This is a genomic window from Vulcanisaeta sp. JCM 14467 (genome assembly GCF_001316245.1).
GTDB lineage: Archaea > Thermoproteota > Thermoprotei > Thermoproteales > Thermocladiaceae > Vulcanisaeta.
Genome location: NZ_BBDM01000010.1, coordinates 1 through 21282, shown reverse-complemented (window position 1 = coordinate 21282; position 21282 = coordinate 1). Strand labels below are relative to the sequence as shown.

The 21282-nt window shown below is 45.8% G+C and carries 30 protein-coding genes, 1 tRNA gene and 3 pseudogenes; 15 read left to right on the top strand and 19 right to left on the bottom strand.

Features of this window, described 5'->3' with window-relative positions:
- Window positions 1-27: 27 nt before the first annotated feature.
- Window positions 28-444 carry an HIT family protein gene (locus JCM14467_RS09670; RefSeq protein ID WP_054849974.1) on the bottom strand — a complete coding sequence of 139 codons (417 nt, stop codon included), beginning with the start codon at window positions 442-444 and terminating at the stop codon, window positions 28-30.
- A 43-nt stretch (window positions 445-487) separates the two neighbouring features.
- Entirely contained in the window at window positions 488-799 is a 312-nt protein-coding gene (locus JCM14467_RS09665; protein ID WP_054849973.1) for a hypothetical protein, read from the bottom strand.
- A gap of 293 nt (window positions 800-1092) precedes the next feature.
- Between JCM14467_RS09665 and JCM14467_RS09660 the strand changes: the two genes are divergently transcribed.
- Both JCM14467_RS09660 and JCM14467_RS09655 read left to right on the top strand, forming a co-directional pair.
- On the top strand, window positions 1093-1674 hold the full coding sequence (locus JCM14467_RS09660; RefSeq protein ID WP_054849972.1) for a ZPR1 zinc finger domain-containing protein: 582 nt from the start codon (window positions 1093-1095) through the stop codon (window positions 1672-1674).
- Window positions 1675-1723: 49 nt separating this feature from the next.
- Window positions 1724-1897: a preprotein translocase subunit Sec61beta gene (locus JCM14467_RS09655; RefSeq protein WP_054849971.1), complete on the top strand. Its 174-nt coding sequence runs from the start codon at window positions 1724-1726 to the stop codon at window positions 1895-1897.
- Here JCM14467_RS09655 and JCM14467_RS09650 read toward each other — a convergent pair.
- Complete coding sequence (locus tag JCM14467_RS09650) at window positions 1883-2656, bottom strand: geranylgeranylglyceryl/heptaprenylglyceryl phosphate synthase (protein WP_054849970.1); 774 nt, start codon at window positions 2654-2656, stop codon at window positions 1883-1885. The two genes, JCM14467_RS09655 and JCM14467_RS09650, sit on opposite strands and share 15 nt — an antisense overlap.
- A gap of 31 nt (window positions 2657-2687) precedes the next feature.
- Entirely contained in the window at window positions 2688-3128 is a 441-nt protein-coding gene (locus JCM14467_RS09645) for a hypothetical protein (RefSeq protein ID WP_054849969.1), read from the bottom strand.
- Between the two features lie 212 nt (window positions 3129-3340).
- Here JCM14467_RS09645 and JCM14467_RS17725 point away from each other — a divergent pair.
- The 4 genes and pseudogenes from JCM14467_RS17725 to JCM14467_RS09630 all read left to right on the top strand — a co-directional run bounded on the left by JCM14467_RS17725 (window position 3341) and on the right by JCM14467_RS09630 (window position 5760).
- Window positions 3341-3816: pseudogene (locus JCM14467_RS17725) on the top strand (DUF92 domain-containing protein).
- Complete coding sequence (locus JCM14467_RS17715; RefSeq protein ID WP_252901304.1) at window positions 3813-4250, top strand: DUF92 domain-containing protein; 438 nt, start codon at window positions 3813-3815, stop codon at window positions 4248-4250. Before JCM14467_RS17725 ends, JCM14467_RS17715 begins: the two are co-directional and overlap by 4 nt.
- A gap of 142 nt (window positions 4251-4392) precedes the next feature.
- Complete coding sequence (locus JCM14467_RS09635) at window positions 4393-4731, top strand: hypothetical protein (RefSeq protein ID WP_252901303.1); 339 nt, start codon at window positions 4393-4395, stop codon at window positions 4729-4731.
- A gap of 60 nt (window positions 4732-4791) precedes the next feature.
- Window positions 4792-5760 (top strand): thiamine-phosphate kinase, encoded by a 969-nt coding sequence (locus JCM14467_RS09630; protein WP_054849967.1) that lies wholly within the window; start codon window positions 4792-4794, stop codon window positions 5758-5760.
- Here JCM14467_RS09630 and JCM14467_RS17710 read toward each other — a convergent pair.
- The 4 genes from JCM14467_RS17710 to JCM14467_RS17700 are packed head-to-tail and all read right to left on the bottom strand — an operon-like array spanning window position 5757 to window position 9031.
- On the bottom strand, window positions 5757-5924 hold the full coding sequence (locus JCM14467_RS17710) for a hypothetical protein (RefSeq protein ID WP_252901302.1): 168 nt from the start codon (window positions 5922-5924) through the stop codon (window positions 5757-5759). The genes JCM14467_RS09630 and JCM14467_RS17710 overlap by 4 nt on opposite strands.
- On the bottom strand, window positions 5909-7165 hold the full coding sequence (locus tag JCM14467_RS09625; protein ID WP_252901301.1) for an MFS transporter: 1257 nt from the start codon (window positions 7163-7165) through the stop codon (window positions 5909-5911). The genes JCM14467_RS17710 and JCM14467_RS09625 overlap by 16 nt, the downstream gene beginning before the upstream one ends.
- A 25-nt stretch (window positions 7166-7190) precedes the next feature.
- Window positions 7191-8096, bottom strand: a complete 906-nt coding sequence (locus JCM14467_RS17705) for a COG1361 S-layer family protein (RefSeq protein WP_252901300.1) — start codon at window positions 8094-8096, stop codon at window positions 7191-7193.
- A gap of 35 nt (window positions 8097-8131) precedes the next feature.
- On the bottom strand, window positions 8132-9031 hold the full coding sequence (locus JCM14467_RS17700; protein WP_252901299.1) for a hypothetical protein: 900 nt from the start codon (window positions 9029-9031) through the stop codon (window positions 8132-8134).
- 112 nt (window positions 9032-9143) lie between these two features.
- Between JCM14467_RS17700 and JCM14467_RS09615 the strand changes: the two genes are divergently transcribed.
- Window positions 9144-9231 (top strand) — tRNA-Leu (locus JCM14467_RS09615).
- A 15-nt stretch (window positions 9232-9246) separates the two neighbouring features.
- Here JCM14467_RS09615 and JCM14467_RS09610 read toward each other — a convergent pair.
- Entirely contained in the window at window positions 9247-10770 is a 1524-nt protein-coding gene (locus tag JCM14467_RS09610) for a hypothetical protein (protein ID WP_054849966.1), read from the bottom strand.
- A gap of 184 nt (window positions 10771-10954) precedes the next feature.
- Between JCM14467_RS09610 and JCM14467_RS17695 the strand changes: the two genes are divergently transcribed.
- Complete coding sequence (locus JCM14467_RS17695) at window positions 10955-11101, top strand: hypothetical protein (protein WP_252901298.1); 147 nt, start codon at window positions 10955-10957, stop codon at window positions 11099-11101.
- Here the strand turns inward: JCM14467_RS17695 and thpR are convergent.
- From thpR to JCM14467_RS09590, 5 genes are all read right to left on the bottom strand, one after another.
- Window positions 11096-11659 carry an RNA 2',3'-cyclic phosphodiesterase gene (gene thpR / locus JCM14467_RS09605; RefSeq protein ID WP_054849965.1) on the bottom strand — a complete coding sequence of 188 codons (564 nt, stop codon included), beginning with the start codon at window positions 11657-11659 and terminating at the stop codon, window positions 11096-11098. The genes JCM14467_RS17695 and thpR overlap by 6 nt on opposite strands.
- Before the next feature lie 39 nt (window positions 11660-11698).
- Entirely contained in the window at window positions 11699-12133 is a 435-nt protein-coding gene (locus JCM14467_RS09600) for a MarR family transcriptional regulator (protein WP_054849964.1), read from the bottom strand.
- A 134-nt stretch (window positions 12134-12267) separates the two neighbouring features.
- The gene (locus JCM14467_RS09595) at window positions 12268-13113 is read right to left on the bottom strand and encodes a transcription initiation factor IIB family protein (protein ID WP_252901297.1); all 846 of its coding nucleotides are present in this window, start codon (window positions 13111-13113) and stop codon (window positions 12268-12270) included.
- On the bottom strand, window positions 13079-13201 hold the full coding sequence (locus tag JCM14467_RS17690) for a TFIIB-type zinc ribbon-containing protein (protein WP_252901345.1): 123 nt from the start codon (window positions 13199-13201) through the stop codon (window positions 13079-13081). Before JCM14467_RS17690 ends, JCM14467_RS09595 begins: the two co-directional genes overlap by 35 nt.
- Entirely contained in the window at window positions 13185-13397 is a 213-nt protein-coding gene (locus JCM14467_RS09590; protein WP_252901296.1) for an H/ACA ribonucleoprotein complex subunit GAR1, read from the bottom strand. The genes JCM14467_RS17690 and JCM14467_RS09590 overlap by 17 nt, the downstream gene beginning before the upstream one ends.
- Window positions 13398-13644: 247 nt before the next feature.
- On the opposite strand from JCM14467_RS09590, the pseudogene JCM14467_RS09585 reads away from it, so the two are divergent.
- Window positions 13645-14567, top strand: a pseudogene (locus tag JCM14467_RS09585) (carbamate kinase).
- Window positions 14568-14594: 27 nt separating this feature from the next.
- On the opposite strand, the gene JCM14467_RS09580 reads toward JCM14467_RS09585, so the two are convergent.
- Window positions 14595-16037: a cytosine permease gene (locus JCM14467_RS09580; RefSeq protein ID WP_252901295.1), complete on the bottom strand. Its 1443-nt coding sequence runs from the start codon at window positions 16035-16037 to the stop codon at window positions 14595-14597.
- Entirely contained in the window at window positions 16016-16201 is a 186-nt protein-coding gene (locus tag JCM14467_RS17685) for a hypothetical protein (RefSeq protein ID WP_252901294.1), read from the bottom strand. Before JCM14467_RS17685 ends, JCM14467_RS09580 begins: the two co-directional genes overlap by 22 nt.
- A gap of 102 nt (window positions 16202-16303) precedes the next feature.
- Between JCM14467_RS17685 and JCM14467_RS09575 the strand changes: the two genes are divergently transcribed.
- From JCM14467_RS09575 to JCM14467_RS09555, 5 genes are read left to right on the top strand one after another with little or no spacing between them, the layout of a single operon-like run.
- Window positions 16304-16492 carry an enoyl-CoA hydratase/isomerase family protein gene (locus JCM14467_RS09575; protein ID WP_054849963.1) on the top strand — a complete coding sequence of 63 codons (189 nt, stop codon included), beginning with the start codon at window positions 16304-16306 and terminating at the stop codon, window positions 16490-16492.
- A 5-nt stretch (window positions 16493-16497) separates the two neighbouring features.
- Window positions 16498-17046, top strand: coding sequence for an enoyl-CoA hydratase/isomerase family protein (locus JCM14467_RS09570; RefSeq protein ID WP_342765525.1), 549 nt, complete (start codon window positions 16498-16500; stop codon window positions 17044-17046).
- Window positions 17047-17078: 32 nt separating this feature from the next.
- Complete coding sequence (locus tag JCM14467_RS09565; RefSeq protein ID WP_054850052.1) at window positions 17079-17612, top strand: hypothetical protein; 534 nt, start codon at window positions 17079-17081, stop codon at window positions 17610-17612.
- A gap of 19 nt (window positions 17613-17631) precedes the next feature.
- The gene (locus JCM14467_RS09560; protein WP_054849961.1) at window positions 17632-17919 is read left to right on the top strand and encodes an NAD(P)-dependent oxidoreductase; all 288 of its coding nucleotides are present in this window, start codon (window positions 17632-17634) and stop codon (window positions 17917-17919) included.
- Window positions 17868-18299 carry a precorrin-2 dehydrogenase/sirohydrochlorin ferrochelatase family protein gene (locus JCM14467_RS09555; protein ID WP_252901293.1) on the top strand — a complete coding sequence of 144 codons (432 nt, stop codon included), beginning with the start codon at window positions 17868-17870 and terminating at the stop codon, window positions 18297-18299. Before JCM14467_RS09560 ends, JCM14467_RS09555 begins: the two co-directional genes overlap by 52 nt.
- Here the strand turns inward: JCM14467_RS09555 and upp are convergent.
- The 3 genes and pseudogenes from upp to JCM14467_RS09540 form a co-directional block, all read right to left on the bottom strand.
- Window positions 18296-18955 carry a uracil phosphoribosyltransferase gene (gene upp / locus JCM14467_RS09550; RefSeq protein WP_054849959.1) on the bottom strand — a complete coding sequence of 220 codons (660 nt, stop codon included), beginning with the start codon at window positions 18953-18955 and terminating at the stop codon, window positions 18296-18298. The two genes, JCM14467_RS09555 and upp, sit on opposite strands and share 4 nt — an antisense overlap.
- A 206-nt stretch (window positions 18956-19161) precedes the next feature.
- Window positions 19162-20016, bottom strand: coding sequence for a Fis family transcriptional regulator (locus JCM14467_RS09545; RefSeq protein WP_252901292.1), 855 nt, complete (start codon window positions 20014-20016; stop codon window positions 19162-19164).
- Window positions 20017-20048: 32 nt separating this feature from the next.
- Window positions 20049-20794, bottom strand: a pseudogene (locus JCM14467_RS09540) (HesA/MoeB/ThiF family protein).
- 58 nt (window positions 20795-20852) lie between these two features.
- On the opposite strand from JCM14467_RS09540, the gene JCM14467_RS09535 reads away from it, so the two are divergent.
- On the top strand, window positions 20853-21282 hold a 430-nt coding region (locus tag JCM14467_RS09535; RefSeq protein WP_252901291.1), incomplete at its 3' end, for an MFS transporter.

Below are 21282 nucleotides of genomic sequence, written 5' to 3'. Positions count from 1 at the left end.
GGAATAATAGGAAATGGTATATAAAGGTTAACCCATATTGCTAAGTACTTCCTTAACGGCCTTAGCCAGTAACTCAGACACTTCACGACCCTCCTCCTCAGTCAGGTAGTGCCTACCCATTATGTGGCCTTTCATTGGTATTACGTGGAAGTGTATGTGAAAGATCACTTGACCGGCCTCGGCGCCGTTATTCTGGATAATTCTTACGCCAGGTACATTCAACGCCTTAAGCACGGCCATCGCCACGGCCTTCGTAACCTTAATGACACGGCATAATTCGTCACTTGGTATCTCCGTTATGTCCCGGTAATGCTTCTTCGGCATGACTAGTGTGTGGCCCCTACTTATTGGGTATTTATCCAGTATTGCGATTACGTACTCATCCTCATAAACCACATAGGCAGGTTCCTTACTCTTAACAATCCTACAAAATACGCAATCCATAGTGTAAAACGACGAATATGCACACTCTTAAAGGTTTAATCGCTTAACATATGCCTCCGTATGACGATATGGAGAGTAAGTAGAAACTCGCCGTAAAGATCACGATAGCTACTACAAAGATTATTAGCAATAAATCATTGATGCTGCCCCTACCCAGGTAATTCATTAATACGTAGGCACCGGCAATAGCCAGTATTAGGGTTAGGATCTCCATTAGGGTAAAGGGCTCTGAACATGCTAAGATGGCGTTTGGCATGTAGATAGCGTACCAGAACCCCATTATGAATAGCATAAGTATTAACACGGCTACAATACCAAGGGCCATAAGCCACTTACTCGGCGTTACTGAACTCATCAAGGGTACGCCGGAACAACCCCTTTTAAAGATGACTTACCACCATAGAAGGCAAGCATTATGTAGTACATGGAGCAAATAGGCATGTTAAATCACCAATAAATAGCTTAATCATTATCATTTAGCACACCCAATGGTTCTTCCAAAATGGCCATCACGTACTCATTGTTCATAACCGTGAACAACAATGACCATAGGATGGGATTAGGCGCAAGTACGAATACTGTTGGAATGCCCTGTTGATGCCCTTAAATAATAATGTTTTAAATATAGGGGCTGAACCGTGAACCCTAATGAATAGTAATGACTTGAGTGTTCATGGCAAGTTGCTTTATACTGGAATTGAGAAGTGCCCTGTGTGCGGTAGGGAGAGTCTCCACGTTGTAGAGATCCTATATAATGACCCAACTTTCGGTGACTTAATACTATATAGTAATCAATGCGATTACTGCGGCTATAGGAGAGTTGATATTCAGTACCTGAACTCCAGAGGCCCGTCAAGGATAATCTACGAGGTTGTGGATGATGTGGATGTATATAGGACCTACATATTCAGGTCTAGGACGGCTAGGATAAGTAGCCCGGAGCTTGGCTTTGACATTGACCCAGGACCTGATGCTGAGGCCATGATAACGACAGTCGAGGGCCTACTACTGAGGATGCTCGACGTTGCCGAGAGGATGGAGGTCCTGAATGAGGATAATGAGGAGAGTATGCGCAGGTTGAGGGAGTTTAAGGATAAGGTCAGGATGGCGCTCCAGGGTAATTTCAGGTTTAGGATAATCATTGAGGATCCAAACGGTAATTCAATGATTAAACCCCCACCTGGCCGTGATTCACGTGTTCACATCGAACCATTGAGTCTGATAGCATGAATTTATATATTGAGTTAAGTTTTTATTTCCCTCATTACGTTAATAATCAATGCCCAGGCGTAGGAGAACATCTGGGATGTCACCATTCATAGCCGCTGGGTTGGTTAAGTTTAATGAGGCTAAGGAAATCGAGAGGATTAAGTTAAGTCCGCAGGCAGTGATCTTCATCGGTATCGCCATTTCGGTAATAGTGATAATTCTAAAATTCCTAGTTCCTCTCTAATCCTCTCCTCCTCGTAATCCCGCCATCATGGACGGCCCTTATAATGTCCTTAACCAATTCAGGTCTTTCCTCAATTATCGTGCCAGTAACCACGGCATCGGCACCGGCCAGGGCCAACTCAGCGGCCTTCTCAGGATCCCTAATACCACCGCCAACAATCAAAGGCTTACTGACCAATTGCTTCACCCTGGAAACCATCCTTGGCCTCACAGGTTCATGAGCACCACTACCAGCCTCTAGGTAAATCATGTCGAATCCCATTAACTGGGCCGCGTATGCGTAGGCTAGTGCTATGTCATCCCTCTCATAGGGTATTGGCCTCGCATTACTTACATAACCAACGGCACCGCCATCACCAACTATAATGTAGGCTAGGGATATGGGTTCAAGGTTCCTAAACCTCTTCAACAATAGAACTGAAGCTTGTATTTGGGCGCCGACTATGAAATATGGATCCGCGCTGTTAAGCACGCTGAGGAAGAATACGGCATCGGCATACCTACTGAGGTTCGCCACACTACCTGGAAATAAAATAACGGGTATCTTTAACGAACCCTTGACGGCGCTTAAATACTCATCAAGTTGACCTTCAGATATACCTAGGGAACCACCAACCATGATAGCATCACTGCCATAATCCTGAACCATCAACGCTAACTCTCTGAACTCCCTTGCAGTGACCTTATCTGGGTCGAGTAAGGTCATGTGTATTGCGCCAACCTCAGCAATACGCCTAAGTAAGTAATCCTTAACACCCATTGGATGAAAGCTTATGCTCGGATTTTAAGCATCACTCCTCGGTATACTCAGTATCCTCAGTGTACTCGCCCTCCTCGCCATAAACCTCCTCAGCCCCACCCTCACTAAACTCCTCACCGCCTTCACTAAAGGGTTCTGTTGATTCCTGCATCTCCTGCTCCTCACTAAGTAGTGGATTTGTCTTGGTTGTTAATTGCGATAATGATACCGTCACCTCCTTCTTCGGCTTTATCTGACCCTGGTAGTAGAGATCGACGAACTTATTGAAGTAATCCACAGGGAGTAATCCAGGTATGTAGTTGAATTCCGCCTCAAGACCGCAATTACCACAGTTAACCAATACCTTACTCTCCTTCCTATCAATCTTCACATTAACTAACGGCGCGCCGCAGTGTGGGCACGTGAATATCTTTGGCAACGTCTTCTTAGGCCTAAGCATTAGTTTCTTACGACTTTTCCTCCTACGACCCATCGAAGCCCACAACTAAACTTTAATATAAATATCTTTTTCTTCATAATTCCTAATTCTTCCTAGTGCTGTAAAAGTGATGAAGGCTCAGCCGGGTATGTTCTCGTCATTAATCCGCGTAACTCTGAATCATCATAAGCAAACCCGCCGACCACGACTAGGACTCAATAAGTATTGAAATAATACTTAAAAAAACCTTATCGAGCATTTAATTGATGCATGGAGCAATCATGAGTACTATTGATATGGTGGTTACGTATTTGATAATTGTGATTGTGGCATTAATGATATCGATAGTGTTGGCCTACGCTGCATTAAGGATTAGGGTGATAACCAGGGATGCCGTCATACCGTCAGTGCTAGTCGGCTTCATGATACTCCTTGGCGGGCCGTCGTCAATACTACCATTCATAGTGTTCCTAGGCAGTTCAAGCGCGCTCACTAAGCTTGGTGTTGAGAAGAAGGAAGAACTCGGTACTGCCGAGGATGTGAAGGGGAGGAATTGGAAGCAGGTATTGGCTGTCGGCCTTGTACCAAGCACGCTGGCGTTGCTGGCTGGAGTGGCGTACTTCGCACGCGATGTATCAATGTACCAATTACTTTCTACGGCGCTATGACTAGCATAGCCTATTCAAATGCGGATACCTGGGCCTCAGAATTGGGTGTTCTCAGTAAGTCGAGGCTAGGTTGATCACAAAGCCCTGGATGACCGTTGACCCAGGCGTGTCCGGCGGCGTTACGTTACTTGGTGAGCTGAGCTCGTTCCTCGGATCATCCGCAATAGCGCTCACGTACCTGGGGATCCAATACCTGCTTAAGTCCTTGGGGTTTATAGATTCGGTTAATACATTACTTGCCGTGATCGTTTTAATCCTTGGTTACCTAGGCGAGGTTCTTGATAGCGTCTTTGGGGCTTTGCTCCAGCCTAAGTATAGGTGCCCTAGGTGTGGTGTTATGACCGATAGGGAGGTTCACGTATGCGGCGAGAGGACCGTGAGGATCATGGGTAATTACGACCTTGAGAATGAGGATGTTAACCTACTCGTATCAGCAATTATAGCTGCCCTTTCAGTAATCGCCCTATTACTACTAATAGGCCCCCGCATGGTTATACTCGATTTATAAAGCTAGTGAGTAAGTAATCGTGCACTATCGATAGCCATAAGTACAGGCATATTTATTACATATTTATGCCTGGATATACAGGGCTATTACGTATACGTACTTAATCATGAACCCTTTAAATCCAGCTGTCTACGTCTACTTAATGACCCAGATAACGAACATTTACGCTGACTTCAAGAAAATCGAAGAATTGGTTGCAAGAGGACTTTGGGTAGCCGTTAAGTATGCCAGGGGTACCTGCGTGAGCTTCACGCCTAAGAAGGTCCTTGAGTATGCGGAATTCAATGAGGCAATACCTGTGGTTCTCACGTTGGTTAAGCATGTACTTAAGCAATTGAGCGATTTAGGTTACCTTCAGGTTGATAGTAGTAGGAGCGTGGTTAGGTATAGGTTATGCAAGGATTCCAAGCTTTGGGGGTTAATCAAGCAGAGTAGTGGTCCTGAGGATGTATTAAAATTCCTTGAGGAGGTTACCCAATAAGCCATTATCAAAACCTTCAACACCAACACCTATATATGCAATAAATAAATTCCCATTTAAATGAGGGCTGGAAACTCACTGAGGGGAGTTGGCGAGACAAACCTAATAAACATTATTAGGAGTATCACTGGTTCGACTGAGGATAATGACTTGGAATTTATTGAGGTTAATGGCATTACACTAGCTATTAAGATTGATGGTATATCACTGTCAACGTCGAGGATGCCCTTCATGACCTATTTCGACATGGGTTGGAAGGTAATGACTGCGGTGGGCAGTGACTTCCTCGTGAAGCTTAGTAAACCGCTTTACGCCGTGGTCTCGATAACATTGAGGGGTAGTTCAAGCATTGATGATTTTAAGGAATTAATTAACGGACTTAATGATGGGGCTAGTTACCTGGGCATGAAGTACCTGGGTGGTGACTTAAATGAGGGTCTCGATGATGTAATTGATGTTGCCGCTGTGGGTAGACCGTTGGCGGGCATTATAGGTAGGAGGCCTAGGGTTGGCGATGTTCTCGCGACAAAGCCCTACTTTGGCTATACAGGCCTCGTCTTTAAACTATACTATAGTAATGAATTAGATAGGTGGGTTGACCTGAGGGTTGTTAGGGAAGGAATTGAAATGATTAAGAGACCCAGGTTGGAAATTGGCCTATTAAATGACTTATTGCGGTATAGGGATTGTATTTCTGCTAGCATGGATTCGAGTGATGGGCTTGGTAAGGTACTTTGGACAATGTCGGTGAATGGCAAGGTGAGGATTACCGTTAATGAGCTACCCGTGACTGAGGACTTCCTCAACTCAATAAGCGAAATTGGTAATCTTAATGTTGAGGAAATCGTGTTTAACGGTGGTGAGGAATTCCTACCAATATTCTCAATAAGAAGGGACTGCGCACCCGAGTTTGAGAAACTCGGCTTTAAATCCTTCGCAACGGTTGAGGAGGGTAGTGGTGTTTATTTTAAGGATTCCCTGCTTAGGTATAGGGGTTGGGACTACTTCATTGGTTGGTCAAGCACCTAAACCTCCAACGCCCTAATCTCACCCTTCACGAATATCTCACGCGTTAACGTAATAATCACCACAATAGCCATTATGTAGAGGGCCGTGGTTATTACGAACATTAATTGGTAGGAGAACTTGGCAGGCAGCGCTATCCAGAGTAGTGGCTTTAACGAAATAAGCACCGAGCCTGGTACATACTCATTAATGAACCAGCCACCGCTGGGCCCCAGGCACCACCTATGTTCCTGAACACGGAGTTTAAGCCTGTGGCTAAGCCCATATTCTTCCTGCCCACGGAGAATACTAGGATGTTTATTACGGCTACATTAACCATGCTTATCCCAGCTGCCAATATGGACATTGAACCTATCACGTATGATAAACCATAAAATGATGTGTACGTGAGCATTAACAAGCCGATTATGGCTATTGAGGCACCAATTACTGCCAGCCTCTTGGCGCCTATGTTCGTGATTACCCTACCAGCTATTGGCGCAACTATCATCTGGACAACAGCCATTGGTATCATCATGATACCCGCATCCAAAATCGATAAGTCATAACCAAGTGGTTTAGGCGACTCAAGTAGGTAGGTTAGGGCTTGGGCCATTAGGAATAGGGCAAAACCCGCCAGGGCAACACCTATGTTAGCTGCTAAAACATTCCTGTTACTCAATAGATTTACTGGGACGAGGGGGTACTCAACCGTTGTTTCGTAAAGTACGAACACGCCAAAACCCAATATGAAGAGCACGAGCATGGATATTATCAATGGGTCTGTCCAGCCGTAAGTCGGCGCATCAGTGACAGCTATTAAACCACTGACAAGAGATGTTGAGAGTAGGAATAAGCCTACCCAATCAATTGGCTGTGGATTCCTAACCCTACTCTCCCTAATGTATAAGTAAACCATCAGGTCCTCAATTATAATGAATGGGTAGACCGTGTGGTACGTGGCTTGCCAACCCAGGGTTTGCGAAACGTAGGCGCCCAGGGGTAGTGATACGGCCATGCCCACGCCGAACATGGCACTTATTAATCCCTGGACCTGTGGTATCATGCGTGGCGGGAACTCCTCCCTGACTAGGGCGAAGGCCAGGGGCATCATTGCCATGCCGACCCCTTGCAATGCCCTGCCCACCAGGAGCATTCCATAACTCGTGGAGAAGCCAGTTATTAGGGCGCCTATTGTGTATATAATCATCGTTATCATGAGCATCCTCTTCTTGCCATACATATCGCCTAGCTTGCCCATTATTGCTGAGGATAGCGTACCCATGAGTATGTATATAGAAAGTATCCAGGAGGCATCAGCGGCGGATATGTTCATGTCCTTTTGAATAGTTGGTAAAGACGGCACTAACATGCCCTCGGTGTACATGACAACTAACGTTAACGTGACTAATATGGCGGTTGCCTCCATGCATAGGCAACGTCATACTCACCCTCTACACTAACTCCACCTCTACGCACCTATCATCACCGCCGCAAAGCACTTCGTAATAAACCAACCTACCCTGGTAATTACCTGGCCCCTGATTACCGTAGGACGCTTGTATTCCACGGCTATTACTATTACCAAGCCTACGCCTCCTTATCGCGGCGATTATCCCAATCACTATCACTATAATTATCAATATGAGGACGATCCAGAGAAGCACGTTAGGAGCTGGCTCCACAGTTACGTATGTGGTCACGGACTCCGTCAATGGATAGAGGGAGCCTGTTTGATTCCATATGAGCGTAAGCACTAGTGGGTAGTTGCCCGGCCTCGCGTTCGAGTCAACATCTACTAGGAATGTGACGTTTATTTCCTGCCCAGGTTTTAAGTCGCCAATAAATGCCTGGGATGCGGTGAGTGCTGATAGTGGGTTGCTTGATGATACGTGTGGTTGTATTACCTGGCCCGTTGATATCGTCACCATTATGTTCTTAGCCTCCACAGGCCCTTCATTCAATATTGTTATTGTAATGGGGACCTTAGAGGCACCGGGCGATAGCGTTGGTGAGGTAATCGTGCTAAGTAATGCACCAAGGTTTGATAGGCTTGGACTTGGTGGCTGTGGGTAACTAACACCAACAACCACTAGGTTTGCCCTGGGCCTTACGTCTAATTGATAGTACCTAGTCGTTGACCCACCGTCGTAGGTCACGGTTATGTTCATCGTGTAATTACCTGGATTACTCGGTAGGCTTACGGGCACTGTTAACTGTATTGGCTGACCCGGCGGTATTGCACCAAGTATCAACGGCATGCTTACTAATGGTGAGGCACCCGTACCATTTATGTAAAGCTCGGCATCATAAGCAATCCCAGAACCAATATTGGCAATACTCAGTATTAACTGGGCCATTGGGTAGCTCTGGAATACCTCGGGTGGGTTTGTGGCTATGGACTGTATGTAAACGATGGTTCCTGAGGCACCACAAGCGTTGCGTTGATTACGTCATCAACGCCCGTGAAATAATCAACCCTGAGCGTAAGCGTGTAATTACCCTGAGGTATGTAGGTAGGCACATATGCGTAAAACGTAAGTGGCACGGGTTGGCCAGGCGGTAGGGCCGGTAGGTGCTGCGTTGTGTTCACTATGCTGAGCTGTGGTGGTGCTGATAGTAGGGTAACCGTAACGTTATAGATCGGGGTATTCCCATAATTCGTTAGGTATATCGTTATTGGTACGTAGGACTTAGGTAACGCCTGAACCACGTTATCCGGCGTGCCTATCATAGCCGTAGCCTCAAAACCAACATAACCAAGTATGGGTATGGATACGTTCGTACTCACGCTCTCTGAGGATTGCGATGTTGATATTGATGGTATTGAACCCATCACAGTCGGTATCTGTATCGTGACCGGCACCGTCTTAACACCAGTTATGACCGGCTCACCATTGTACAACGTCGTAGTCACAAGCGTGGTGACGGGTATAGATATCGTCTGATAAACAATCAATGGCTTAACACTAGTCGTTATGTTAACCTCCGTGTAATTAACAGTCACCGGAACCTGATAAATACCCATTGACGCATTAGGGTCAACCTGCACATAGACAACGCATGAACTATTACCCTCAGGAGGTACGACGGGTATTTGGCAGTAGTTGGATGAGGAGTTGACGTAGTAGATGGGCTTTATCAACGAGGAGTTTATGATTATGGTCATGTTGAATAGGTAGGCCTGGGTTGGGTTAAACACCGTGAATACTAGATACGAGTCTTCGCCAGGTACTACCGGCTGGTTAAGTAGCCAGTGTGCCAGTACTATTATAGATAGTGATATCGGGTCCATCGAAACCCACAAGGTGCATAACCCCTTTAAAAACCATTCTTAATTATCGAATAGATATCGATGAGAGACACGTACGAAAAATTAATAAATCAAGGACATGAGTATTGATTTTGCGGGGGTGCCCGAGCCAGGTCAAAGGGGACGGGTTTAGGTCCCGTTGGCGAAGGCCTGCGTGGGTTCAAATCCCACCCCCCGCACCAGTAAAACCAGGTCTTTTACTTTCCATTATTTACACTAATAATGGTGACTATAATCATTATTAGGGTGATAACCCATAACGCCATTACCAAATATGTATTGTCAAATAGGGCGTAATACCACCAATCATTAATTAGTTGTGCTTCATTCGTAATAAATAATTGACCGTTGAAGTAGTAAATGACGTATTTGTTGCTTGCCGTTATTGGTATAACCATGGAAAATATGGAGGAGGAGCTTGGCGTGTTTATTATGGGTATCTTTAACGTTCTAATGGCTCGGTGTATTACAGAGCCACTGGTTACATTTATAACCGCTAATAATTCCCTATAGCCGTAAACACCGTAGGATATACTACATGGGTATACCGCCAATAATGCGATGCCATTGCTCATTAAGTTAAGGCGTGAACAATACTCACCCAGTTCAGCGTGTAAATTAATGGGTATGTCCATACCTCCGATAATAGAGCCATTGCCACTTATTTTTACCATTGAAACACCACTGTAGTTTTGGGTAAGCACTAGGCCGTAATTATCCACATTGAATACCGTACCGTTTAATCCATTGATCATGAACTTCGATCTTGTACCATTACTCATAACTTCCATACCGCAGAGGGAATCTTCGCAGGGATAGAGTAGGGTGTTGCCAATCATCGTTGATGAAATTATCGAACTCATGCCCGTAACATTGGCATTATAGATTACGGCGCCATTTGAGTCATTAATGAGGACCAACCTTACATAACCTGCCCCAGTGCTATTGTTAAGGGCTTCATAAACAAAGACCACATAATTATTAATCGCATCAACCATAGGGCTGCAACGCCCATCTGAGCATCCCATTTCAAATATACATGGGTGCATGGGTGTTTCCCAAGCAATACTTAGCGTGCCATTCTTTCTAATCAAAATCTTAGCTAAGTCGCCGCATGTCATGTTAATGGCAGCATATTCAGCTTTATTAAATTCATTGGTTCCATTAACCTTATATGTATCTATAAATGGTAAAACTATATAAACGCTATCATTGATAATGTCATAAACTAAACCATCACTTAAACCTAAGTACTTAATCACGGACTTATTGCCATAAATAGAACTTAAGAAGTACTGACTCATAACCTCACCATTACTAGCATTAACTTTAGTTAGGCATAACCCAACTACATTGTTATTAAATAGGTTGTTCCAGCCGATACATGTATAAACAATGTTTATAATATTGTTATTACAATTAACCGCCATTTGGGGAATTAAGGATGATGCATTAGTTATTAATGATGGGTGTATTGTTATGGCGTGCCCTGTCCTTAGGTTAATTATTAAGAACCTCTGGAACTGACCTGGGGCGATATTCACGTTTACATAGCCGAGCACGGCGTAATTACCGCAGAGGGCTACTGATGCTAGGTAATTCACGTCGCCTATTGACCATGTGTAAGGTAGTGGACTTAAGTATAGGTTAGCGTAGGTAATTAATAGGGTTAGGGCGACCAGTATTGTTGCCGCAATGATCAATGCCCGTAATTTAGACATTATATTTACTCACGCCATAATGAGGAATATAAGCGTTACGTCTCTGTGAGTTAGGATTTTAATAATGCACCCCGCGGTCCTTGTATGTTCATTGAACATACATATGAGGGTAATGATTATATAAACCGAGGGTTATGGCGATAGTTGGTTTGATAACCTCAATAGCCTCCTGCTGTTCATAAGGTTGATTAGGCCCATAGACCTAGTCCTGCATAGGGACTTGGTTGGCGTTGGTTTGTTCCTGGTATCAATCCTCTTCTTCCTGTGGATGCTCGTAACATCAATGAGGAGTGGGCGGGTGATTCTACATAGTGGTGCTTTGAAATTATGATAATTTTATCGTCATTAAATCACTGTATATGGGTCCCTTCGGCGTGAGCACGCTCCTCTTCAGCTTTACTTCATTCACGAGTTGAGTCCCAAAGTCCATATTCTCGTACTTCCTGACAACCTCCATGTACCTATCCCTATTCCTCACGTACTTAACCCTGGCAACGGTTAGGTGAGGTACGAAGCCCCTCTCATCCCTCTCGCCAACGTCTCCCGTGAGCTTCATTATTAATTCATGCAAGTTCATCAGGTCCCTGGCACCCTCCTCAATGCCTACCCAAATTACCCTAGGCCTATCTATGCTTGGGAATGCCCCAATGCCCCTAATGTGGATTGTGAATTGGTTATACTTAACGTTGCTGAGTCTCTTCTTCAACTCCTCAACAAGGTCCCTACTAATCTCGCCAATGAACCTCAGGGTTATGTGTAGGTTCTCTGGCTCCACAGGCTTCATGTCAACACCGGCGCCCATGAAGTCCCTCTGCATCTTGATTATTGGCTCCTTCAATTGGTCCGTCAGGTCTACGGCAATGAAGACCCTGTACAACTCCCTGGACATCAACCTAGTACTGATGTGGTGATTAATTTAATTTTACTATTACCGAGCACCTCCCCTACTAATCATCCCATAAATCCACTTATTAAGGTACTCACACTTTTCAGGTGTTATTTCATCGGTTGTTCCGCATATGTCTATGTATGGGCAGTAGAAGCAGGGTATCTTAGTCAATAGGTCGTAAGTGAGCACCTTCATTAATGAGCCAGCCTCGGTCAACTCCCTAGCCACGGCCATGCCAAGCTCCGTCAGTCTCACCCTGTACATAACCCTCTTACCACTACCAACATTCTCCTTAACGAGCAAGCCCCTCTTCTCGAGCTTATTTATGAAGGGCATACCGGCCTTACTCTTAATGCCCATGACCCTCCAAATATCCCTAAGCATTATCTCACCACCAGCCCTGTAAATCTCCTCAAGGATCCTGGTCTCCTTATCACTCAACTCCTTAATTAATGAAGATACGTCACTACCCACGAACAAAGGCATTAAAGGGCATCCCTTTAAAAATTTCTAATCACACTATCGTGACTATTTGCCTCACGACACCTAAATTAAGGTTTAAACAATTAATTATTTTTAACGTGGAATTAAATCAATGCCCCAAAGAATCACACTTCAATGACTATGTTTATCTTAGATACAACCTCCTTATAGCGATTTCTAATTGTCACATCAGTCACGCCGGAGGCTTCGGCAACATCACGCTGTCTCTTCCTAACACCCATCAGGGTTACGGCTATATAAACTGCGGAAGCTACCAATGCATAAAACGTTCTACCGTTGGTTAGGCGTTTACGTTGACCCTCATTGATGATCTCCATGGCCAACTTAGTCACGTGGTACCTAATGTCCTCATTAAGTTTAAGCACATTAATCACCCTTTGGAGAAATCTACCAAGCTCCTCCTGACTCTTCATAACGACATCCCCATTACCAACAACCTGCCTAACAAGGCCAAGCAACCTACTAATCCTCTTACTCCTCTCAACATTCAATGCATTCCTTAACTCACGGAGTGGGCAAACAACCTTAGACCTCTTACACGCCACGTAAAGCAGTACTAGGGCGAGGTCCTTGGTCCTCACACCCCTAAGGTCATACTTACTAGCTAACTGCCTGAAGAGTACCATGGCCTCGTCAATCACGTTATCGGGAAGGTTCAACTCATACTTAACGGGCTTAATAACGTCGAGGAGCTCGGCAATCCTCCTCTCCGTGTATTGATACTGATTATACCTATTAAGCCTAATCAGAGCCCTTAACTTATTATGAAGTATTAGGTTATGCTTTATACCAATAACCGAATTACCAAGACCCTGCCCAGGCAATGCTGGGCTTATTGGCTTAGCCCTCTCGTGAGCCAGAGCCTCATCACCACTAAATGCCCTCCACTCAGGCCCCAGGTCCATAACGTGCTCCTCAATCACCAGCACAATGCCTACAGACCAACTCACCCCTCTCTGGGTCAAAGACTATGTCCGTGGAGCCACAGTTAGGGCATACAAATCTCTCGGTCTTGACCAACTTATTTGCCGTGACCATGACCACCACCCCTAGCCCTTCTCCTTAAGTCTACATCTCTAACGTATGCTGGTTTACCCACGAAGTCCTCGGGCCTCGATAATTGAGGGTCAGGCTTGACCAAGCCGTATGGTGAATTCACGGGACCAATAATGTCATAGAGAACCCCCAGTCTCTTCATTGCATAGTCATACACCGTAATACCGAGCGGGGGCATTAGCGATAATTTAATTACGAACCTCCCATCATGGATAAATGCATTACATCACCTATCTTCTTGAGCATCTAGCGTATACGTCGTATACAATATTTAAAAGTAATACTTTTCGTCATGGAGAATACGGTTGTATTACAACAATATCAGGTGAGGAATAATAAAGTATGCATATACTTAAGTATATACATGGCGGGTAGTACGTATAATAATACGAAATAAATTTAAATACGTATAATGGCTTTAATGTGTGCTTGCCGTAATTGCACTGGGTGGGAATGCCTTCGCCAGGAGGGTGCCAGGTTGGTTCACCTGAGGAGCAGTGGGAGCGGGTTAAACTTGCGGCGAGTGATGTTGTGGATATGATTGAGGAGGGCTTTAGCGTGGTTGTCACCCACGGTAATGGGCCACAGGCAGGATTACTGGCTGAAAGGGTTGGCGATTACCTGAGTCTTGACATGATTGACGCGGCCACCGAGGGTTGGATGGGTTACCTAATAGCTAATGCCCTGATTAATGAATTCATGCGGCGGGGTATTCGGCGGAGCCTGTCGTCGTCATCTCACAGTCAATAGTAAGTAAAAATGACCCAGCCTTTCAAAACCCCACTAAATACATAGGTCCCGTATATGATAAGAATACCGCGGATAAATTATCGAGGGAGAGGGGTTGGATATTCAAGTGGGATGCACGTGGCGGGTTTAGGAGGGTCGTACCATCGCCAGAGCCATGGGCATAATGGAGCTTGATCTAATAAAGTTATTATTGAGGGAGGGCTACGTACCGATAGCGGTGGGTGGCGGTGGAATACCGGTGATTAGTAATGGCGAGGTTAGGGGTGTTGAGGCTGTCATCGATAAGGACTTGGCAAGCCAGGTATTGGCCAATGCAATCAATGCTGACTACCTATTGATACTGACTGACGTTGATTACGTATACATTAATTACAAGAAGCCTAACCAGACCAGGCTTACGGAAATCACCGTTAACGAACTCGAGAAATACTACAATGAGGGTCAATTCCCACCGGGCAGTATGGGTCCAAAGGTTCTGGCAGCAATTAGATTCATAAGGAATGGTGGGAAGGCAGCGTACATAGGGCCGCTGGGTAGGGCTAGGGACATAATTAGGGGTATAATTGGAACCAAGGTAATACCGAGGAAGTCATTTTAATGCTTTAATTTTAATGACACAATAGTCCTATGTATTTCTACTGCTAAATACCGTCATCACCTCATCACTCACATAACCTCCCCTAAATATTGAACCCTTCAACTCTGGCTGGTACTTGGGTATTACCCAACGCGTCATGAGTGGTACGTATATTAGACCTGAGAGTAGGAAGGATAGGAGCCAGGAGTTGCTGAATACTATGTCGTGGTATGGTATGAACGGCGCATAGATTATGAACTCCACGATTGCGAAGGTTATGAAGGCGGCCGGATTAATACCCCTCCAATACCTAAACCTGCCTCTGCTCCAGAACACGTCTGTTAACTCGAACTTAAAGCGCCTTATTAATGCATAGTCGAAGATTATGATACCCTCCACGGAACCCAGTAACCCGCCATAAGTCAGGAGCCAGTTGTATAGGTAGCCATATGCCGAGCCGTAGTACGTCCATGCACCTAGTATTATCGAGACGGCGATCACAATAAGTGCTCCCCTGAACCAAGTGAGTTTCCTTGGGAATGTGTTTGCGAAGTCATATGCGGGGCCCACGGTGTTTGCAAATACGTTCACGGAGAATGTGGCCAGTAGGAATAATGCATTTATGAATATGGCCATTGCCGGGTTTAAGTATAGTGTGGCTGCGAGTATTGGGTCCCAAATGGCTACGTGGTAGACCTGCTCCATGGCCCCTGTCGTCATGACACTGAGGAATGCTATTGCAAGCATCATGAATGGCATGGGTATTTGACCAACGGTCTGCGCAAACTGGCTCTTGGCAAACCTGGTGTAGTCAGGCATTGAAAGTGCCATTGTCGCCCAGAAGGCTATGTTAGCGTTTAGGAAGGCGAACCACGCAATCCAGTAATTAATCCCTGTGACTGTGGGCCTTATCGAGAGTACCTGCCCAATGCTCCAGTGGGACATGGTCATGAAATTGTACCAGAGTAGTATGAAGCCTAGGAGCACCAGGGGCGCAGTGAGCCTTGCGAACCACTTGAGGGCCGGCTGTGCCTCGGGTACTGGCGAGAAATACAGCAGCGCCACTTGCAGTAGTATTATTGCCGTGAAGGTAGCCCAAAAGACCTGCGGGAAAGCTAGGCTCAGTGTGTATGGGCTTGCAATGCCCCTGGCTACGTAGCTCTCTATTACGTCGAGCCTATGCGTCAGTATTGCGTATATGCCTACGGCTGCCTCGGTCATTATGTAACTCTCTATTCCCCACCAACCAGCCCCAATGACCGCTCTAACCCAGCTTGGGAACATTGCGCCATAGACTCCCCACCTGGTTCTGGTGAGCACGGGCTCCGGTATGCCATACCTAGCACCGCCGTGGCTTTGTATTATCATTGGTATAAGGACTATTGCGTTGCCCAGGAGCACGAGTAGTATTGAATCAATAGTGCCCAGGCCGAAGGACAGACCAACACTCGCTAGTGACCAGCTGGGTACTATGAAGCCATGCCGAACCAAATGGCTGCGTAGGTGTACCAATCCCAATTCCTCTTCCTTATTGGCGTTGGGTGAAAATCAACATTCCATAGAAACTTCTCCTCCGGATACCCCTTGGTTAATTCAACCTGGCCTCTTTTTACGTCGTATTTTACAGCCTCAACCCTGTCCGTTGGGTATGCCAAGATGCCCTCACCACGTCTTTGAGTGCATTTATAAGGATTACTCGTAATTTGGGAACTAGATAGGTTAAGTTATTATTAAGTCATTATTTGTGAATTAAGGCTATGAATTCCGTAATTACAACACCCATGGGGAATTCATTAATCGTGAAGCTGAATAGGCCTGAAAAGAGGAATGCATTCAACCTTGAATTGACTTTGAGAACCAAGGATACAGTGGCTCTGGGCTGCAGGGATTATAGCGGTGTCATAATCACTGGTGAGGGTAGGGTCTTCTCGCAGGTCTTGACTTAGCCGAGATTTATAGTTTCAAGACGATTGAGGAGTCCAGGAGGTACTTCACGGCAATTAAGGACTTGGTAATTACAGTAGCCAATTGCGAGAGGCCCGTGGTGGCCCTCGTTAATGGCTCAGCCTACGGGTTCGCAACCGAACTCCTATACTTCGTTGACCAGGTCGTCGCCATTAGGGGCTCCGAGTTCTCACTGCCCGGCATTAGGTATGGGCTTGTGCCTGTTACTCCAGCCTTCGCGCCATACCTCTTCGGCATGCTCAGGTCTAGATTCTTCCTCGACAGGGACTTTAGGCTTAGCACTGACGAGGCTGTTGATTGGGGTCTCGTGCATAAGGTTGTCGATAATGTTGATGAGGGGTTGAAAGTATCCCTCGAGCTCATTAATAAGATGGGTGCGGTGCCGCACGGTGTCTATAAAACGATTAAGAGGATGATCATATCCTCACTAATCAGTGAGGTTAGTAGTAGGTGGGATGAGTTATTGAATACATTGGCCGAGGAGTCTTTGAAGCCTGAGGTTAAGGCTAGGCTTGAGGAATTCCTCAGGAAGTAATGCTATTAAGCATCGCATTAATGCGCCCACTAATGATCGAGATATTCGATAGTGGTGAGTATCAAGTACTCATTGATGATAGTGTCATGATCTTTAGGCCAAGGACCATAAATGGTAGTGCATTATTGTTACCACCACCGAGTGTTAAGCCTCAATTTTATTCGTTACTGGCAGTACTACTTGCAAAGTCTGGCGTTGAGGTGGTGATGCCAAGGTGGCATTTACCGTGTAATCCATTGGGACTTAGGAGAATCATTGATGAATTACTTAGGAGGGGTAATTATGGCTTGGTCATAATGCTTGGTTTTGACATGGACACTGTTAGTAATCCTAAGTTGATTGTTAGATTCAATGGCGATAATATCATTAGGCAGCTGGCTAGGTCCAACGTGCCTGGGGCTGTGCGTGGTTCATTAATTAGCGACTGTGCCTGGATTAGGGATAGCATTGAGAGAGCTGATTTGAGTGTTGATGAGGAATTATCCTCACTCAATACGATTATTAGGATTAGGGATTTAGCCCTCGAGACCTTACATTTGAGAAGTGTAAGTAAAAATAATAATTGAGACCGGCAATTAAGTTCTTGTGAGGGTACCACTCTTCATAGAGTTTAGCGGTAGGAATGTGTTGGTGATTGGAGGTGGTGGTGTTGGTACGAGGAGGGCCATTAAGTTCCTCCTCGCAGGCGCCAATGTTAGGGTGTTGAGCCTCGAGTTCAGTAATGAGTTACTTCGTTATGCTGAGCAGGGTAAGGTGGAGCTTATCAGGGTGATGCCCATGATGAGGAGCTGCTTAGGAGGAATATTGAGTGGGCTGACCTGGTGGTTATTGCAACAAATGACCCAACAATTAATGAAACAGTTAGGAAGTTAGCTAGGGACATGCGAAAGTTCTTTAATGATGCCACGAATGCCGAGGAGACCGAGGTCGTGGTCCCCTTTGAGAGCGAGATCAATGGCATTAGGATTGCAGTAACGACAGAGGGACTTAGCGGTATTGTCGCTAGGAAAACCCTTGATAGGATAATGAACATGCTTAGGGAGGATGAGGAGTTGATGAACATGGCCAGGGTTTGGTATGCGGTTAAGAACAAGCTTAAGGAGGTCGTGAACGACGTAAGGGCTAGGCTGAGCCTATACATGGAGTTGGATAATGATGAGGCGTTCAATGAACTGGCTAAGAAGGGTTTAGTTAATGAGGCTTTGAATTACGTAATGAGCAAGGTCTCATCACGTAATCAGGGCATGGTTTAAGGACCGCCGAAGGCCCTATCCCCTGCATCGCCCAGCCCAGGTACTATGTAGCCCTTCTCGTTTATTTCAGGGTCTATGGCCACCGTGTAAATCTCGGCAAATGGGTACTCCCTAAGTACCCTCTCTATTCCATACTTAGTGGCTATGACACTGGCTATAATCGTCCTCTTGGGAATCCCGTACTTAAGTACGTGCTTCAGGACCGAGGTTATTGTGGAACCCGTCGCGAGCATTGGATCCGCGACTATTAACATGTCGTCCTCGAATATCTTGGGGACCTTAACGTAGGTAATCTCTATGTCGAAATCCAGTGAGCCTGGTTTATGGGACTCCTCAACCCTCCTGGCACTGACAACGCCCATTCTGGCATTCGCAAATATCTTAACTAAGCCCTCAACCAGCGGCATGGCGGCCCTAAGTACTTGAATAATGACTATGTGGTCAAGGTCCCTAATCCTAACACCCTTAGCCTTAACGCCGAGTGGTGTCTCAATCTCCACCGTCTCCACGTCCATTGACTTCACAATCTCATAACCCATCAACCTACCAAGCCTGACGAGGCCTTTCCTAAACTCGATCTGCTTCGTATTTTTATCCCTGAGAGTCGTCAAGATTGCCTGCGCTAATGGGTGGTCAATAACGATGACCCTGCCCAAGGAAACCCGCCATAACCATGAAAACACACATTTAAAGAACTTTCGCCACTCAGTAATTAGGTACTACGGGTGGTGATGATAATGGTAGCCACTGACTAGTGACGATGGTCCAAAGCGCTGACATTAATACGTGGTGGTTCTTACGGAGTCCCTAGCCAGTTCGAGAACCTCGAGCCTATCAACATTCAGGTAGGCCTTTAACGTATTTACGAAGGCCTCAATACCCTTACTCGGTTGAAGAACGGCGATTTATACTGAGCGCCTGAGGCGTATTTATGACCGCCACCGCCAAGCCTGGTGGCTACCCGTGTGCAGTCGTATGGACTGTCCTTATCGGCACCGCAGTAGTACCTGAAGGTCCTCCTGTTAAGCCTAAGTAGTATGTTGACCATCTTAGCACCCCTATGCTGTAGTTCAATTGTTAATTGCCTATAGGATATGCCGAGGTCAATGGGGCTGTAGATATTAATTATATCCTTAATCGGTATTCTATTGGCGATCTCGAGCATGAGCTTCTTAGCCCTATAACCCCTCTCAATTAACTTACCAATCCTTTGATTACTCAATGCCTGAAGCCCATTAACCGCAAGGCTCCTGGCAATGAATATCTTCTCAGGGTATGATGCAAATCTAACGGCTAGGTCAAGCTTCTCAGCCTCCTCACTCGATATGCTTGCAGTGTCAGTCTCAATGGCAACCTTAACAAGGCTATTAGCCACTGAGTCATTCTCGAGATTTAGGGCCTTCATGGCCATGAGGGCTGAGCAGGGCGCTTCAGGGTCATAAAACTCCACCTTAGCGCAGGGCTTATTGGTCCTGTGGTGATCAGCCCTCATGAGGACCTTACCTGGGCATGGCAGGTCGGCCACGAAGGTCCAGAAGAACCACCTAATCCACCAAGACTTATTAACCTCGCTGGGTGCTGCAAGAACTACAACACCGTTTGGGTACTTCCTCAGGAATAGTGCGGCGCTAGTTATCCCATCAACATCGCCACTATCGCATAGCGCCAACGGCCTGTTAATCAGCTTAGCCCATAATGCAGTTAGGAACCTCCTCATGAGCAATTATCCCGATAATTAATCCCTTAAAATTATTTTTCCTTAAGATACCTTGAACAAACTGGGCAGTTTTCAACCCTGCTAAGCTTAATCTCGTCAATGACCCAGTTCTTACCATCAATAATCAACAACTTATTGACCAGGGGCTCGCCAATACCCGTTATTAACTTAATGACCTCCGTAGCCTCTATCGAAGCCACAACACCAACCACGGGACCGACAACTGGGCAGTAACCAACACATTGAGGTAACGACCTAACCTGGACCAACTCATAAAGGCAGGGCGTCTTGCCAGGTATTATAGTCGATACCTGGCCATACCAACCATTAACCGCACCATGGACCAGGGGCTTCCTCAACCTGACAATGGCCTCATTAAGTATCTGCCTACTCAACCAATTATCCAACGCATCAACCACAACATCAACATCCTTAAGAACCTCCTCCGCATTCTCATTAGTTAATGCCTCATTCACGGGCCTTATCCTGACAGTTGAATTAAGGTCATGGAGTCTCCTCGCCGCAACCTCGACCTTAGGTTTACCAATATCCTCCTCCCTATATAGTAATTGCCTATGTAAGTCCGTAAGGCTTATCGTGTCATAATCAATTATTGCCAGCTCCCCAACACCAGCACCAACAAGGTACATAGATACCAGGGTACCCAGCCGCCCAGACCAACAACAGCCACATGAGCCTTCGACAACTTCTCCTGACCCTCCCTACCAATGACCGCCACCTGCCTCGAATACCTATCAATCAATTGTATAGTACCCATATCAGGAACCACTACTTAAAATTAATATTAATAAGAATTAAGCATCACGCTAACACAAATGAGAAGCGGAAAGTCGTTATTACCATACCTACCAATACTAATGATTAGGATCGGGTCAGGAGCAAACACATTCCTAATATCCTACCTATCGCCAGGTAATAACATAATGATCGGCTTAATACTGGCTTCCTACCCATTCGTTGAGGCCTTGAGCTCCTTCGTGGCGGGTTACATGGCTGATAGGCTGGGTAGGAGGTTAACGCTAATACTGGGCTACACCTGGATATTAATATTCGTAATACTGATATACATGGCAATAGCCCTACTTAGAAACCCACTGGCCACGGCCCTGTTCAACGGGGCAATGGGCTTCGGCGCAGCCCTGGTCCTCGTATCCACGCTGGCCATGATAACAGACCTAACCGAGAGAGGGTACAGGGGTTTGGGCATGGGGATTTTCGACTTCACGAACATATTCGGCTACGCCC